The organism is Streptosporangium amethystogenes (assembly GCF_000721075.1).
Classification (GTDB): Bacteria; Actinomycetota; Actinomycetes; order Streptosporangiales; family Streptosporangiaceae; genus Streptosporangium; species Streptosporangium amethystogenes.
Map to the genome: position 1 here is coordinate 1 of NZ_JOEQ01000038.1, position 15,367 is coordinate 15,367.

Genomic DNA, 15,367 nt, shown 5'->3' on the forward strand with positions numbered 1-15,367 from the left:
GTGTCGGGCCGGTTGGTGGTGACGGTGCACCATCTGGCGGTGGACGGGGTGTCCTGGCGCATCCTGCTGCCGGACCTGTTCACCGCCTGGCACGCGACCGGCCAGGAAGCGGCCCCGCAGGTGGTCGCTGTTGAAGGGGCCGTTCAGGAGGCGGCCTCGCGGGCGATTTTGCGCGGAGGGGGCGCCCAGCGATCGGCCTCGCGAGAGGCGGCTTACGGAGCGGTCACCGGACAGGGCGCGACCGCTCAAGTAGGGCCTCTTCAGAAAGTGGTCGCTCCGGGAACCGCCCCGGTGCTGGAGCCGGTGCCCACCTCCTTCCGTACCTGGGCACACCGCCTGCACGACGAGGCGGCCCGCAGGACCGGCGAGCTCGACCACTGGACCCGCACGCTCGGTGGCGGCACCGGGCGGCTGGACCCGTCCACGGACACGTTCGCCACCCAGCGCCACCTCACCCTCGAACTTCCCGCCGACGTCACCGTTCCGCTGCTCACCCGGCTCCCGGCGGCGTTCCGCGGCAGGGTTAACGACGTGCTGCTCGCCGGGCTCGCCCTGGCCGTGACCCGCTGCACCGGGCAGCGGGAGGTCCTCCTCGACCTGGAGGGGCATGGCCGGGAGGAGGTCTTCCCCGATGTCGACCTGTCCAGGACCGTGGGCTGGTTCACCACCATCCACCCCGTCAGGATCGACGCGGGTCCCGCCGACTGGACCGACCTTTCGGGGCCCACCGCCGCGCGGGCGATAAAACGGGTCAAGGAGCAGCTCCGTGCGACTCCCGGAGAAGGTATCGGCTACGGCCTGCTCCGCCACCTCAACCCCGTCACCGCGCGGGAACTGGCCCGCTGTCCCGTACCGGAGCTGGCTTTCAACTACCTCGGCCGCGTCGAGGCCGCCACAGGTGCGGACTGGTCCCCGGCGCCTGAGTCGGAGGCGGTGGGCGGAGGGCACGCGGACGGCCTCGCGCTCCCGCACGCGCTGGAGGTCAACGCCCTCACCAGGGATCTGCCGGACGGGCCGCGCCTCTCGGCGACCTGGTCGTGGGCCGGGCGCCTGTACGGCGAGGAGCAGGTCAGGGAGCTGGCCGAGGCGTGGTTCACCGCCCTCACCGGCCTGTCCCGACACACCGGAGACGGCCTGACCCCGTCGGACCTGCTGATTTCCATCAGCCAGGAAGAGATCGACGCGTTCGCGGCGGAACTCGACGCGGAGTGGAGCACACGGTGAGCCAGCTTGAGGACATCCTGCCGTTGTCGCCGCTGCAACAGGGCCTGTTCTTCCACGCCGTGTTCGACGAGGCGGCGCCCGACGTCTACACCGCGCAGCTCGTGCTGGAGCTGGAGGGCGCCCTCGACGTCCCCGCGCTGCGGGACGCGGCCTGCCGGCTGGTGCACCGCCACGCCAACCTGCGGGCCTCGTTCCGGCAGCGGGCGGGGGGCGATCCGGTGCAGCTGGTGCACCGGCGGGCAGAGATACCGGTTGGTTTTCACCAACCATCACATCCTGCTGGACGGCTGGTCGACACCGCTGCTGGCGGCCGAGCTGTTCGCGCTGTACTCGGGCCAGGAGCCCGCCCCCGCGCCGCCCGGACGCCGGTGAATCCCGGATGCGTCCGAGCCCGTCTCGACGAGGATCTCACCGGCCGTCTCGCCTCCGTTCTGCGTGCCCGATCGCTCACCCTCAACACGGCGGTCCAGGGGGTCTGGGCGCTGCTGCTGGCCCAGCTGACCGGCCGCGACGACGTCGTCTTCGGCGGTACGGTCTCCGGCCGCCCGCCCGAGCTGCCCGGCGCCGAGCGCATGATCGGGCTGTTCATCAACACCCTGCCGGTCCGGGTACGGCTGCACCCCGCAGAGACCCTGGCCGGGCTGCTCGAACGCCTCCAGGCGGAGCAGTCCGAGCTGTTCGCCCATCACCACCTCGGCCTGTCCGACATCCAGCGCGCCTGTGGGCTGGGGCGGCTCTTCGACACCATGACGGTCCTGGAGAACTACCCTCTCGACACCGCGATCCTGAACGGCCGTTCCATGGAAGCGGGCGTGGAGGCGGGACTGCGGCTCGCGGGTGCCTCGGGCAGCGACGCGACCCACTACCCGCTGGCCCTGGCGGTCGTCCCCGGTGAGCGCCTCTCCCTGCGGCTCGACCACCGCCCCGACGTCGTCCCGCACGCCGAGGCCGTCAGGCTCCTGGACAGGCTCGTCCTGCTTCTCGGGGCCGTCGCCGCCGACCCCGAGCTGCCGCTCGCCCGGCTCGACCCGCTCTCCGCCGACGAGCTCGTCCGGATCCTTGACGAGTGGAACGGCCCCGAATCCCCGCCCGTGCCCGGGGCCGCGGCGACGATCGCGAGTGCCTTCGCCGAGCGGGCGCGGCGGGCACCGGACGCCGAGGCCGTCGTCGGCGACGGTTTCTCCCTCAGCTACGCCGAGCTGGACGGCCGGGCCAACCGGCTGGCGCACCGGCTGATCGGGCTGGGCGTCCGCCCTGAGACACCGGTCGCGGTCCTGCTCGACAGGTCCGCCGACGTGGTCGTGACGACCCTGGCCATCGCCAAGGCGGGGGGAGCCTACGTCCCGATTCACCACAGCTACCCACCGGACCGGATGAGCTGGGTGATGGCCGACACCGGCGCTCCGGTACTGGTCACCGACCGCACTCCCGGATTCGAGCACGCCGCCGAGGTGGTCCGGGTGGACGAGCCCGTCCCGGCCGATCCGGCTCCGCCGGAGCCGCGGGTCGAGGTTCACCCCGAGCATCTCGCGTACGTCATCTACACCTCGGGTTCGACGGGAACGCCGAAGGGGGTCGCGGTGCGGCAGTGCGACGTCGTGGCCCTGGCCGCGGATCGCAGGTGGGAGTGGCACCGGCGGGTGCTGATGCACTCGCCGCACGCCTTCGACGCCTCCACCTACGAGATCTGGGTGCCGCTGCTCCGCGGTGGCACCGTCGTCGTCGCGCCGCCGGGCGACCTCGGTCCCGACGCGTTCGCCGGCCTCGTCGCCAGGCACCGCCTGACCGCGCTGTTCATCACGACGGCACTGTTCAACCTGGTCGCGGAGGAGGCGCCGGGCACGTTCGCGCCGCTCGCCGAGGTCCTCACCGGCGGTGAGGCCGCCTCGGCCGCGGCCATGCGCCGGGTGCGGGCGGCCTGTCCGCAAACCCTGCTCGGCCACGTCTACGGGCCCACCGAGGCCACGACGTACGCCACTTATCACCCCGTCTCCACGGTCTCCCGCGCCGGCACGCCGCCCATCGGGCGGGCCATGGACGGCATGCGCGCCTACGTGCTGGACGGCTTCCTGCGGCCGGTCCCGCCGGGGGCGCCGGGCGAGCTGTACCTGGCGGGCGCCGGGCTGGCCCGCGGTTACCTCGGCCGCCCGGCGCTGACCGCGGAACGGTTCGTCGCCTGCCCGTACGGCGGGCGGATGTACCGGACCGGGGACGTGGTCAGGTGGTCGGCGGACGGCGAGCTGGAGTACCTGGCCCGTGCCGACCGCCAGGTCAAGATCCGGGGGTTCCGCATCGAGCCGGCCGAGATCGAGGCGGCCCTGGCAGGGCACCCGGGTGTCGTCCAGGTGGCCGTGACCGTCCGCGACCGCCGCCTGCTCGCCTACGTGGTCGGCACCGTGGCGGCCGAGGAACTGCGCCGGTTCGCCGGGCGGACGCTCCCCGAGTACATGGTGCCGTCGTCGGTGATCGGCCTGGACGCGCTGCCGCTCACCCCGAACGGGAAGGTGGACCGCGCCGCCCTGCCCTCGGCCTTGGCCGCCGCCGTGGGGCGCGACCCTCGCACCCCCGAGGAGGAGTCGCTCTGCCGGCTGTTCGCCCAGGTGCTCGGCCTGGAGCGGGTCGGCGCCGACGACGGATTCTTCGACCTGGGGGGTGACAGCATCGGCGTGATCCGGCTGGTCTCCCTCGCGGCGCGGGAGGGGCTGGTGATCAGCCCGCGTGAGGTGTTCGCCCGCCAGACGGCCGAGGCGCTCGCCCGCGCCCAGGGGGAGAGCACCCGGGACCTGGGAGAGGGCGGGCTGGAGATGCTGCTCCCGCTGCGTGCCTCGGGCTCCCGGCCGCCGCTGTTCTGCGTGCACCCCGGTGCCGGGCTCGGCTGGCCGTACGCGGGACTGCTCCGCCACCTCGGCCCTGACCAGCCCCTTTACGCCTTCCAGGCCAGGGTCCTGGCCGAGCCCGACTATGTGGCCCCGTCGATCGAGGCCATGGCCCTGGACTACCTGGAGCGCCTGCTCCAGGTCCGGCCGCACGGGCCGTACCGGCTGGCGGGCTGGTCCATGGGCGGCCTGATCGCCCACGCCATGGCCGTGGAACTGCGCGAGCGAGGGGAGGAGGTCGCGCTGCTGGCGCTGCTCGACTCCTACCCGGGTCAGGAGATCAACTCGGACGAGCGTGACGTGCTGGTCGAGTTGCTCTCGGCCATCGACTACGACGGGCCCGGTGAGATCGGCGACGTCGTGGAGTTCCTGCGCGAGCAGGGCGGCCCGTACGCCACGCTGGACGAGCGGACGCTGACGGCGGTCTACCGGAACTACCGGAACGGTGTGAAGATTTCCGAGGAGTACGCGCCGAGGATGTTCGAGGGGGATGTGCTCTTCGTGACCGCGGCCCACGGCCACGAGGAGGGCGGTCCCACGGCCGCCGACTGGAAGCCTTATGTCACCGGCGCCATTCATGATCACCAGGTCGCCTGCGACCATGCGAACATGTTGAGTCCCGGACCCGTCGCGGAGATCGCCGCCCTTCTCAGAGAGGACACAGAGTGAGCAGCAACCCATTCGAGGACCCCGAGGGCGTCTATCTGGCGTTGATCAACGACGAGGGCCAGTACTCTCTCTGGCCCGCCTGGTCGGAGATCCCGGCGGGCTGGACCGTCGCCTTCGGCGAGGACTCCAGGCAGGCCTGTCTGGACCACATTGAGGCCAACTGGACCGACATGCGGCCCAACAGCCTGATCCGGGCGACGGAACAGTGAGCGGCCGAGTGCACAGGGGAGAGGCATGACCTGGCTGCGCTGCGCCTCCCCCCGCCCGGGGGCGACCACGCGGCTGTTCTGCTTCACGCACGCGGGCGGATCGGCCACCGCCTACCGGGACTGGCCCGCGCTGCTACCCGACTCCGTCGAGCTCCACGCGACCCAGCTGCCAGGCAGGGCGGACCGGTTCGGAGAGCCGTCGCCCCAGGACATGGACACGCTGGCCGACCTGGTGACCGAGGCGATGTCGCCGCTGCTGGACCGGCGTTTCGCGCTGTTCGGGCACAGCATGGGAGCGACGCTCGCCTACGAGGTCACGCGCCGCCTGGAGGCCAGGGGACTCGCCCCGGCGCGGCTGCTGGTGTCCGGGGCGAGGGCGCCGCACGAGTCCCGGGAGAGGAACGCGATCTCGGAGTACGACGACGACCGCCTCGTCGCCGAGCTGGCCAAGCTCGGCGGTACCGAAGTGGAGATCCTCTCCCACCGGGCGATGCGCGAGATCGTCCTGCCCTACATCCGCGCCGACTTCCGGCTGGTCGAGGCCTACCGCCATCGCCCGGGACTCCCGCTGCACACCCCGATCTCCGCTCTCGTCGGCGACGCGGACCCGGAGGTCACCCCGGTCCAGGCCAAGTCGTGGGAGGCCCGTACGATCTCCGACTTCTCTCTCACGGTCTTTCCCGGCGACCACTTCTACCTGCAGCCGCAGCGCGCGCCGGTGGTCGGGGAGATCACCCGGCTGCTCGCGAGATGAACGAGCCGATCAGAGGATGAGCGCGAAGCAGTCCGGCCGGTAGCCGCGGGGCATCGGCCCGGGAGTCTCCAGCGCCTTGTTGACATAGGAGAGCATCACCGGATCGAGTGCCTCCAGGTTGTGCCCGATGGCACCCTCGATGATCCCCTTGAGCGGGCAGTCGTCCTGGAGCATCCGGTTGGTCACCTGCTCGGGCGGCCCCTCGACGAAGGTCGAGGCGGCCTCCTGCTCGGCCTTCAGCCCGAGCGCGGTGTAGTCGACGCCGGGCTCGACCATGGAGGGGGTGTTGAGCTCCTTCATCAGGGCCGAGTCCGAGTGGAGCTCGTCGCAGACCGTCTCCCCGCCGCAGCTCCTGCGCAGCTCCTCGGTCAGCTCGTGGTGCGGAGCCCCCAGGGTGACCAGCTCGGACACCTTGCCCGCCCCGCCCTCCGAGCGCAGGTACGCCCGGGGGACGATCCCCCCGAGGCTGTGCCCGACGATCGCCACCTTCTCGGCCCCGGTGGCCTGGAGCACCCCGTCCACGAAGTTCCCCAGCGTCCGGGCCGAGCGCCTGATCGAGTTGCTCCAGCCGTAGTCGAGGGCGAAGACGCAGTAGCCCTGTTTGCTCAGGTAGGGGGCCGCGACGGGCCAGGTCGCCGCCCCGGTGCTTCTCGCGCCGTGGACGAGCACCACCGGGTACGGCGTGTCCTGGTCGGGCCGGCAGTCGAAGTCGTTGGCCTTCGGCAGCCCCGCCGAGGCCAGCCGCCTGGCCTCGGCGACCATGTCCACCCTGGGCGACGGGGACGCGGACCGCCCGCCGGTGAGTGTGCCGGCCGCGACGGTGAGCACCGCGAACCCCGTCACGACACACAGGACGATCACGATGATGTGGCCGAGACGGAGCTGCCCCACTCGATCTCTCCTCAGAAAGAACGCCGGACAAGAGCCTTTCTCGCCGCCCCGCCCCGGAGCTATGCCCTGCCCGCGCCTGTTGCCGTCCCAAAGTTGGCACTCCCGCAACAAGCGGTCCCCATGCCGATGCCACAGCCGGGCGCGTCTACCCCCAGGGAGACCACCCGGCTGGCGGATTGTGTCGAAGAGTTGGCCTTCCTTGGGCAGTGAGTGCCCATGAGGCGAGGCGTGGAGGCCGTTAGCGTCAGCCTGTGGGTGAACGAGTACTGATCGCGCTCGGTGGCAACGCGATGACGGGGCCCGACGGCGGGGCCTCACCCGGCGACCAGCGCCGTGCGGTCGAGCAGGCCGTCCGCCATGTCGCCGCGCTCATCGCGGAGGGCCATCAGGTGACCCTCACCCATGGCAACGGCCCCCAGGTCGGCAACCTGATCCTGAAGAACCAGCTCGCCGCGCACGTCGTGCCACCGGTGCCGCTCGACTGGTGCGGGGCACAGACGCAGGCCACCATAGGCACCCTCGTTCTCAACGCGCTCGACGGCCGCGCGGCCGTCGTGGTCACCCGCACGCTCGTCGACCCCGCCGACCCGGCCTTCCAGGACCCGGTCAAGCCGATCGGCCGCTACTTCAGCGAGGCGGAGGCCCGTCGCTTCGAGGAGCTCGGGCAGACCTGGCGCCGTTTCGACCGGGGCTGGCGCCGCGTGGTGGCCTCCCCCGAGCCGCTGGAGATCCTCGACGCCCCCGCGATCACCGCGCTGGTGGCCGCCGGCTTCACCGTCGTGGCCGCGGGTGGTGGCGGCGTGCCCGTGGCCCGCGACGCCGGAGGGCGGCTGGGCGGGGTCGAGGCCGTGATCGACAAGGATCTGGCGGCGGCGGTGCTGGCCCGGGACGTGCGGGCCACGGTCCTGGTCATCGCGACGGACGTGCCAGGGGCCGTCGTCGGGTTCGGCACGGCCCAGGCCAGGCCCCTGGGCGCGGTCACCGCGGCCGAGTTGCGCGTACTACACGCCGCCGGGCACTTCGCCGGCGGCAGCATGGGCCCGAAGGTCGAGGCCGCGCTGCGCTTCGTCGAGCAGGGCGGCGACCGGTCGGTGATCACCTCCCTGGAGAACATCGGGGCGGCGCTCACCGGCGAGAGCGGCACCGTGGTGCGAAAGTGAACACGACGCGATTGAAAGGTGGCAGGGATGCCGGAACCCATTGAAGTGCGCAAGGTGCCCATCGAGAGCGTGACCGACGCCTCCGGGCTGGCCCGGCTCATCGACGACGGGGTGATCGAGGCGCACCGGGTGCTCGCGGTGATCGGCAAGACCGAGGGCAACGGCGGGGTGAACGACTACACCCGGATCCTGGCCGACAGGGCCTTTCGCGAGGTGCTGGAGGCCAAGGGACACCCTTCCCCGACGAGCGTGCCGCTGGTGTGGTCGGGTGGCACCGACGGCGTGCTCAGCCCGCATGCCACGATCTTCGCCACCACGGCGAACGCCGAGCCGAGCGACGAGCCGCGGGTGAGCGTCGGCATCGCGATGAGCGATGTGATCCTGCCCGAGGACATCGGCCGGCCCGCGATGGTGGAGAAGGTCGCCGCCGGAGTGCGTGAGGCCATGAAGCTCGCCGGGATCGACGACCCCGCCGACGTCCACTACGTCCAGACCAAGACCCCGCTGCTCACCCTGTCCACGATCAACGACGCCAAGTCGCGCGGCAAGGACGTGGTGATCGAGGACACCGGCCCGTCGATGGACATCTCCAACTCCACCACCGCGCTCGGTATCGCCGTCGCGCTCGGCGAGATCGAGATGCCTGCCGCCGACCAGATCCACCGCGACCTGTCGCTCTACTCCTCCGTCGCCTCGTGCTCCTCCGGCGTCGAGCTGGACCGGGCCCAGATCGTGGTCGTCGGCAACGTACGTGGCATCGGTGGCCGCTACCGGATCGGCCACTCGGTCATGAGGGACGCGCTGGACGCCGACGGCATCTGGGAGGCCATCCGCTCCAGCGGCATCGAGCTGCCCGACCGCCCCCACCCGTCCGATCTGGGCGACCGGCTGGTCAACGTCTTCATGAAGTGCGAGGCCGACCCGTCGGGCAGCGTGCGGGGCCGCCGCAACATCATGCTCGACGACTCAGACGTGCACTGGCACCGCCAGATCAAGGCCACCGTGGGCGGCGTCGCGGCCAGCGTCACCGGCGACCCGGCAGTGTTCGTCTCGGTCGCCGCGGTCCACCAGGGCCCGAGCGGCGGCGGCCCGGTGGCCGCCATCGCCGACCTCGGCTGACGGGTACGCGCTCGGGCGGGGTGGAAATCCTCCCCGGGCACCACCGCGGGTAGGCTCCCGGTTCGTGCCGAGTATTCCGCAGCCCCTGGTCCCCGGCGACGACGGCGCCACCGACGCCGCCGTGGCATCCGCGCTCGCCGCCTTCGCCGCGGGGGAGGTGGAGGCCGGTGCGGTCGTCGCCGCGCTGAGCGGGACGCGGCTGCTCGTGCCCGTGGTCGCCCTGCTGAAGGAGTCGGAGATCGGCGAGCACGGGTTGCGGCAGGAGAAGGAGAGCGAGATGGCTCTGCCGAAGCTCGTCGGCGCGGACGGGCGCGAGGCGGTGCTCTCCTTCACCGGGATGGAGCCGCTGCGGCGGTGGCGCCGGGACGCCAGGCCCATCCAGGCCACGATCCTTCAGGTCTGCCAGGCGGCGGTGCACGAGAACACCGCCGCGGTGGTGATCGACGTCGCGGGCCCGGTGCCGTTCGTGATCGAGGGCGCTCTGCTGCGGGCACTCGCCGCGGTCACGTCGGGCACCCTTGACGAGCTGGGCCCCGAGGTCACAGTGGCACGGATGGAAGAGATCGCCGAGCCTCCCAGGCGTCGGCGGTTCGGTTGGCCATCGCGTGGACGAGGTTGATCGTCAGAATCGCCGGGGCGATCACGGCGACGAACCCGCCGAAGTCGCGTTCGAAGACCAGGGCGAGGATCACGGCGGTCACGCCGTTCTGCTGGGCGAGCCCCAGGTGTACCCGGTCGATCAGCGGCAGGCCGCGGGTGAGCACCAGCGCGGCGACCATCTGCGCGGCGTACGCGGCCAGCCCGAGCAGCACCCCCATGCCCATGTTCGTCCCGCCGACGAGCAGCAGGCCCATCAGGAACGCGGACAGCGCGAACGCCACGCTCACCGCCCGCCCCAGCCAGCGCGCGTCGGGCATGCGCAGGTAGAGCCCGGCGGTCGCCAGGCCGAGCATGAGGGAGCTCCACGCGGCCGACACGACGGCCCCGACCGCCGTCAGGTAGGTCAGCACCGGCGGAGCGTTCCTGATCAGCCGCCAGAGCAGGTAGACCCCGGCCGCGAACAGCGCGTTCAACCCCAGGTCGGCGAAGTACGAGGCCGACAGGCCGCCCCCTCCCGAGCCGCTGACCAGCGCCGCCGCATAGACGGCCAGGATGATCGTCACCGGGTCGTCGAAGGAGGACCACGCCCCGAGGATCGTCTTCGCCTGGCTTGAGAGCCGGCTGTCCCGCATCACCCCGGCGACCGAGAGCGGGTCGATCTGGGCGACCACCACCGCCATGATCAGCGCCCGGGGGTCGCCCGAGACGAGGTAGACGACGCCGGCGATGAACGCCGTCTTGAGCAGCACCCCGACGGTGACCGCGAGCACGATCAGCCGGGAGTGCTCCCTGGCCTCGGCGCGGTCGATCCCGTGCGTACTGCCGTACAGGCCGATCGCCAGCAGCAGGCTGCTGAACAGCACGTACGCGCTTGAGTGTTCCAGGTCACGCAGGCCGCCCAGGTCGGCGGCCAGCCAGCCGAGACCGACGACGACGATCAAGAGCCCGATTCGGGCCACCGCTCACTCCTTGGGATGGATCGCAGATGCCCCTGAGGTCTCGGGGGGCGTTGTCGCTGGTTGATCGGCGGAAGGGTGAAGTGCCCGCGGATCATGTCCACGAGCTTGGCCATCTTGTCGTCGGCGACGTCGACCTCGCGCTGGTCCAGCGTCACCCCGATCAGGTAACGGGTCTCGTCGATCCAGTAGAAGAACATGGCCCCGCGCTCCACGTCGAGGACCGTGCGGATCAGGACGCCGCCCTCCAGCCGGCGCAGCTGCTGGTTGAGCCGCTGGGTGAGCCAGTTGAGCTGGTTGCCCGCCTTGAGATAGATCCTTCGGCGCTCCTCCGGTTCGGTGTCGTGGAAGAAGTGGGCCAGGTCCGCGTCGTCGAGCACGTCGGTGTAGAAACAGCACCGCTGGTCGCCGAAGTAGGCCACGAAGTGCAGGTCCTCCTGGTCGACCATGGCGACGCAGCTGGTCAGCGCCTTCTCCACCGAGGGGCCGATGTCCGGCAGGGTACGGATCAGGATCTCCGACTCGCCGATCACCCTGCGCTTGGTGGCGGTGGGCAGCGGGCCCATCCCGGCCTCCAGATACGGGAGATAGAGGCCCCGGCGATACTGGATGAGCAGGTAGACGCCGGTGGCGACGGCGAACGCGCTCACCCCCGTGGTGATCAGGCCGTGCAGTTCGCCGGGCAGCCCGCCCTGCCAGAGCACGGGGCCGAACGCCGCCACGAACCCCAGCGCCACCTCGACCGCCGCGGTTCCGGTCAGCGCGACCACCATCAGCACCGGCAGCCGCGCCCTGATCCGGCCGAGCACGGTGGAGATGAGGGCGAGCACCACGATCACCGAGACCACGGTGGCCGCGCGGGCCACGTCGTACTCCTCGCCCTCGATGTACCAGGCGAGGAGTTCGAGCAGCACCGGAAGGAGAACGAACGACGCGATGACCGCGGGCAGCTTGCTGAAGCGATCTGTGTCCATGCGCACCGTCCCTCCGGGGATAGGGATCGGGTACAGCCTCCGTGATCATCGCGAGCCCCGTCAATGACCTTCGGGGTCACTTCGAGCCCTCAGATCCCCGGCGGGGCCGGGGTTCGCGGATTATGGTCGCTCCGTGAGCGAGTACGCCGAGCCGGCACAGCGGTCCCTCAGGCACCCCCGGGTCTTCGGGGCGGTGGTGGTCTCGTGAGTGTCGTGGTGGCGCCGCTCCTTCCGGTCCTGGCGGCGGCCACGTCGGGGGCGGTGATCGGGCTGTGGACGCGGCGGGTGGTGGCCCGCCACTCGGTGCCCGACGGGGAGTGGTCCGGGCGGCCCCGGCCGGGGGCCGTGGAGGTGACCACCGCGGTGGTGCTGGCCGCTCTCGTACTGCGGGCGCTGTGGCCCGGCGCGCCCGCGGGGACGGCGAGCACCGTGGTCGGCAGGGCGGGGGAACTGCTCGCCTTCGGGGGGCTGGCGGTGATCGCCGTCACCCTGTCCTTCGTCGACGCAGCCGTCCACCGGTTGCCCGACCGGCTCACCCTGGCCGCCTACCTGGGAATCGCCGCACCGCTCACCGGGTCGGCCCTCGTCGACGGCCGCCTCGGCGATCTGCTCGGCGCGGGTCTCGGCGGCCTCGCCCTGGCGGGCTTCTACCTGGTGCTGCTCCTGATCAATCCGGCGGGAATGGGGCTGGGCGACGTCAAGTTCGCGGCGAGCCTGGGCACCGCCCTCGGCTGGCTGGGCTGGGACACCCTGGTCACCGGGGCCTTCCTCGGCCTGGTGGCCGGGGGCGTCTACGGGGCGGCCCTGATGGTCCTGCGCCGCGCGGGCCGCAAGAGCGAGATCCCCTTCGGCCCCTTCATGGCCGTCGGCGCTCTCGCCGCGGTCCTCACCGCGCTCTGACCGTCGGCGGATGTCTCACTCCGTGAACCGAGGCCATTCCAGTAGGCGACACATGGAAGACTTGTCAGCATGTTGCGTTGGCTGACCGCCGGAGAGTCCCACGGCCCCGAACTCGTCGCGATCCTGGAAGGCCTGCCCGCAGGGGTGGAGGTGACCACCGCCCGGCTGGACGAGGCGCTGCGTCGCCGCCGCCTCGGTTACGGCCGTGGGGCACGGATGAAGTTCGAGCAGGATGTCGTCACCATCGTGGGCGGGGTCCGTCACGGCCGCACGCTCGGCAGTCCCGTCGCGATCCGGGTGGGCAACACCGAGTGGCCCAAGTGGGAGACGGTCATGGCGGCCGACCCCGTCGACCCGGCCGTGCTGGAGGGGCAGGCGCGCAACGCGCCGCGCTCCCGCCCCCGTCCGGGCCACGCCGACCTCGCGGGCATGCAGAAGTACGGCTTCGACGACGCCCGCCCGGTGCTCGACCGGGCCAGCGCCCGCGAGACCGCGGCCCGTGTCGCGCTCGGCCAGGTGGCGCGGAGCTTCCTCAAGCAGGCCCTAGGCGTCGACATCGTCAGCCACGTCGTCTCGATCGGCGGGGCGGCGACCACCCCCGGTGTCATCCCCGGCCCCGACGACTCAGCGGCGATCGACGCCGACCCGGTGCGCTGCGCCGATCCGGAGGGCAGCGCGGCGATGGTCGCCGAGATCGACAAGGCGCACAAGGACGGCGACACCCTCGGTGGCGTCGTCGAGGTGGTCGCCTACGGTCTGCCGCCGGGCCTGGGCAGCTACACCCACTGGGACCGCCGCCTCGACGCCCGCCTCGCGGCCGGCCTGATGGGCATCCAGGCGATCAAGGGTGTCGCCGTCGGCGACGGCTTCGAGACGGCCCGTCGCCCCGGCTCCCTGGCCCACGACGAGATCGAGAACACCGCGGACGGCATCCGCCGGATCACCAACCGGGCCGGTGGCGTCGAGGGCGGCATGACCAACGGCGAGCCGCTGCGCGTCAGCGCGGCGATGAAGCCGATCTCCACGGTCCCCAGGGCGCTGGCCACCGTGGACGTGCTGACCGGTGAGGCGGCCAAGGCCCACCACGAGCGCTCGGACGTGTGCGCGGTCCCGGCCGCCGCGATCGTCGCGGAGGCCATGGTGGCGCTGATCCTGGCCGACGCCGTGATCGAGAAGTTCGGCGGAGACTCCGTCGAGGAGGTCACCCGCAACCTGTCCGGCTACCTCTCTTCGTTGGTGATCAAGTGAGCGGGCGCCAGACCGGCGAGTCGCGGCCCAAGGAGGGCAGATGAGTCCCCGTGCAGTGTTGATCGGCCCTCCGGGGTCGGGCAAGTCGACCATCGGAAAGCTCCTGGCCGACCGGCTCGGGGTCGCCTTCCGCGACACCGATACCGACGTCGAGCTCACGGCGGGCAAGCCGGTGAGCGACATCTTCATCGAGGACGGCGAGGAGGTCTTCCGCGAACTGGAGGCCGACGCCGTACGACGGGCGCTGGTCGAGCACGACGGCGTGCTCTCCCTCGGTGGCGGCGCGATCCTCGCCGAGGCCACCTGCGAGCTGCTGGCCGAGCATCCGGTGGTCTACCTGGAGGTCGGTCTCTCCAACGCCGTCCAGCGGGTGGGCCTGGCCTCGGCGCGGCCGTTGCTCGTGCTGAACCCGCGCAGCCGGCTGAAGAAGCTGATGGACGCCCGCCGCCCCGTCTACGAGAAGCTGGCCAGGATCGTCGTGGTGACCGACGAGCGCGAGCCCGGCCAGATCGTCGACGAGATCGTGAGAGGCCTGGAACCGTGACGATCTCCAGGATCAAGGTCGCCGGTGAGAGCCCGTACGACGTGGTGGTCGGCACCGGAGTGCTCGGTGAGCTGCCCGGCCTGCTCGGGCCGAAGGTCCGTACCGTCGCGGTGATCCACCCCGAGAGCCTGCCGGAGATCGCCCGCCCGGTCTGCGGCGCGATCGAGGCGGCCGGGTACGAGGTGGTCCCGCTGCCGGTGCCCGACGCCGAGCGCGCCAAGACCGTCGAGGTGGTCGCGGAGCTCTGGTCGGCCTTCGGCCGCGCGGGCGTCACCCGGTCCGACGCCGTGGTCGGCGTCGGTGGAGGGGCGACCACCGACCTGGCGGGATTCGCCGCCGCCACCTGGCTGCGCGGCGTCAAGGTGGTGCAGGTGCCGACGACACTGCTCGGCATGGTCGACGCGGCGGTGGGCGGCAAGACCGGTATCAACACCCCCGAGGGCAAGAACCTGGTCGGATCCTTCCACCCGCCGGCGGGGGTCCTGTGCGACCTGGCCACCCTGGTCTCGGTGCCCCGCGCCGACTACGTGGGCGGCCTCGCGGAGATCATCAAGGGTGGTTTCATCGCGGACCCGAAAATCCTCTCCCTCATCGAGGACGACCCCGAGGGGGCCAGGCTCCCCGAGGGGCGGCACACCCGCGAGCTGATCGAGCGCAAGATCCAGATCAAGGCCGACGTCGTCGGCGCCGACCTGCGCGAAGGCGGCCTGCGGGAGATCCTCAACTACGGCCACACCCTGGCACACGCCATCGAGCGCGTCGAGCGGTACCGGATGCGCCACGGCGAGGCCGTCGCGATCGGCATGGTCTACGCGGCCGAGCTGGCTCATCTGGACGGCAGGATCGGTACCGACCTCGTGGAGCGGACCAGGTCCATTCTGACCTCGGTCGGGCTGCCCACCGCCTACCGCCGCGAGGCCTGGCCCGAGCTCCGCGAACACATGCGCCTCGACAAGAAGAGCCGCGGCGCCATACTGCGCTTCGTCCTCCTGGACGACCTGGCGAAGGTGTCCCCGCTGTCCGACCCCTCGGAGGAGCTGCTCGAAGCCGCCTACCGGAAGATCGCCCGCTGAGCTGCACGACGCCGGCGGGTGCGGTGGCCCGGGGCGTGTCCGGGAACCGCGGCGTGTGGTCGCCCCGGGCGGGAAACACCGGCGGTGCGGCAGGCGCCGAGAGCACCCGCTGAACCCGGGCGACCCGGAACCTTCAGCGGGAGGCCGCCGCCGTCCCGCGTCCCGGCCGC

Annotated in this window: 14 protein-coding genes; 11 read left to right on the forward strand and 3 right to left on the reverse strand. The window is 71.8% G+C overall.

Features of this window, described 5'->3' with window-relative positions:
* The 4 genes from IG98_RS0136745 to IG98_RS0136760 all read left to right on the forward strand — a co-directional run.
* Positions 1–1,224: condensation domain-containing protein (locus IG98_RS0136745; RefSeq protein WP_245651874.1), on the forward strand; the 1,224-nt coding region annotated here is incomplete at its 5' end.
* A complete protein-coding gene (locus IG98_RS45770; protein WP_425428146.1) occupies positions 1,221–4,769 on the forward strand; it encodes an amino acid adenylation domain-containing protein in 3,549 nt (1,182 codons plus the stop codon). The genes IG98_RS0136745 and IG98_RS45770, both read left to right, overlap by 4 nt.
* Complete coding sequence (locus tag IG98_RS0136755; RefSeq protein WP_030923337.1) at positions 4,766–4,978, forward strand: MbtH family protein; 213 nt, start codon at positions 4,766–4,768, stop codon at positions 4,976–4,978. Before IG98_RS45770 ends, IG98_RS0136755 begins: the two co-directional genes overlap by 4 nt.
* 25 nt (positions 4,979–5,003) lie before the next feature.
* Positions 5,004–5,732 (forward strand): thioesterase II family protein, encoded by a 729-nt coding sequence (locus IG98_RS0136760; RefSeq protein ID WP_030923340.1) that lies wholly within the window; start codon positions 5,004–5,006, stop codon positions 5,730–5,732.
* A gap of 9 nt (positions 5,733–5,741) precedes the next feature.
* On the opposite strand, the gene IG98_RS45775 is transcribed toward IG98_RS0136760, so the two are convergent.
* Entirely contained in the window at positions 5,742–6,623 is an 882-nt protein-coding gene (locus tag IG98_RS45775) for an esterase/lipase family protein (protein ID WP_051753419.1), read from the reverse strand.
* A gap of 251 nt (positions 6,624–6,874) precedes the next feature.
* Here IG98_RS45775 and IG98_RS0136770 point away from each other — a divergent pair, with 251 nt between their 5' ends.
* From IG98_RS0136770 to IG98_RS0136780, 3 genes are all read left to right on the forward strand, one after another.
* Complete coding sequence (locus IG98_RS0136770) at positions 6,875–7,783, forward strand: carbamate kinase (protein WP_245651875.1); 909 nt, start codon at positions 6,875–6,877, stop codon at positions 7,781–7,783.
* A 27-nt stretch (positions 7,784–7,810) separates the two neighbouring features.
* A complete protein-coding gene (gene bar / locus IG98_RS0136775) occupies positions 7,811–8,902 on the forward strand; it encodes a barbiturase (RefSeq protein WP_030923347.1) in 1,092 nt (363 codons plus the stop codon).
* Positions 8,903–8,966: 64 nt separating this feature from the next.
* Positions 8,967–9,521 (forward strand): SseB family protein, encoded by a 555-nt coding sequence (locus IG98_RS0136780; RefSeq protein ID WP_030923350.1) that lies wholly within the window; start codon positions 8,967–8,969, stop codon positions 9,519–9,521.
* Here IG98_RS0136780 and IG98_RS0136785 read toward each other — a convergent pair.
* Both IG98_RS0136785 and IG98_RS47735 read right to left on the reverse strand, forming a co-directional pair.
* Complete coding sequence (locus IG98_RS0136785) at positions 9,442–10,461, reverse strand: cation:proton antiporter (RefSeq protein WP_051753420.1); 1,020 nt, start codon at positions 10,459–10,461, stop codon at positions 9,442–9,444. The two genes, IG98_RS0136780 and IG98_RS0136785, sit on opposite strands and share 80 nt — an antisense overlap.
* A complete protein-coding gene (locus IG98_RS47735) occupies positions 10,440–11,432 on the reverse strand; it encodes a hypothetical protein (RefSeq protein ID WP_030923355.1) in 993 nt (330 codons plus the stop codon). Before IG98_RS47735 ends, IG98_RS0136785 begins: the two co-directional genes overlap by 22 nt.
* Positions 11,433–11,636: 204 nt before the next feature.
* Here IG98_RS47735 and IG98_RS0136795 point away from each other — a divergent pair, with 204 nt between their 5' ends.
* The 4 genes from IG98_RS0136795 to aroB all read left to right on the forward strand — a co-directional run bounded on the left by IG98_RS0136795 (position 11,637) and on the right by aroB (position 15,197).
* Entirely contained in the window at positions 11,637–12,332 is a 696-nt protein-coding gene (locus IG98_RS0136795) for a prepilin peptidase (protein WP_037972282.1), read from the forward strand.
* Between the two features lie 69 nt (positions 12,333–12,401).
* Positions 12,402–13,580 carry a chorismate synthase gene (gene aroC / locus IG98_RS0136800; RefSeq protein WP_030923360.1) on the forward strand — a complete coding sequence of 393 codons (1,179 nt, stop codon included), beginning with the start codon at positions 12,402–12,404 and terminating at the stop codon, positions 13,578–13,580.
* 40 nt (positions 13,581–13,620) lie between these two features.
* Positions 13,621–14,124: a shikimate kinase gene (locus IG98_RS0136805; protein WP_030923362.1), complete on the forward strand. Its 504-nt coding sequence runs from the start codon at positions 13,621–13,623 to the stop codon at positions 14,122–14,124.
* Entirely contained in the window at positions 14,121–15,197 is a 1,077-nt protein-coding gene (gene aroB / locus IG98_RS0136810; protein WP_030923365.1) for a 3-dehydroquinate synthase, read from the forward strand. The genes IG98_RS0136805 and aroB overlap by 4 nt, the downstream gene beginning before the upstream one ends.
* The last annotated feature ends 170 nt before the right edge of the window (positions 15,198–15,367 follow it).